The sequence below is a fragment of the Dietzia sp. SYD-A1 genome, assembly GCF_015356725.1.
GTDB lineage: Bacteria > Actinomycetota > Actinomycetes > Mycobacteriales > Mycobacteriaceae > Dietzia.
The window spans coordinates 1-225 of the sequence record NZ_JADDKI010000709.1 but is presented as its reverse complement, the minus strand read 5'-3'; the positions used below and the strand labels follow the sequence as shown (position 1 = coordinate 225).

Here is a 225-nt window from a genome sequence, read left to right as displayed (position 1 = left end):
GACCTCGCGGACGCAGTCGTCTCCGACTAATGCTGCGACTTTGGCGCACGTCCGGATATCGATGCCCTCCTCTCGGTGGATCCGCTCGAAGAACGTTGATACGTCGGGAGCAGTGACCCGCTCGAGGACGCGAGTGGTCGCCTCGAGCACGGTGACGTCCAGGTCCAGTGCCCGTAGCGAGGCGGCCGTCTCAAGTCCGATGTAGCCGCCCCCGACGATCACCAC

Annotated in this window: 1 protein-coding gene; it reads right to left on the bottom strand. The window is 64.9% G+C overall.

The window, feature by feature from the left end; all coding sequences use genetic code 11:
* The coding region (locus IY392_RS18895) for an FAD-dependent oxidoreductase (protein ID WP_194862054.1) at positions 1 to 225 on the bottom strand (225 nt) is incomplete at both ends.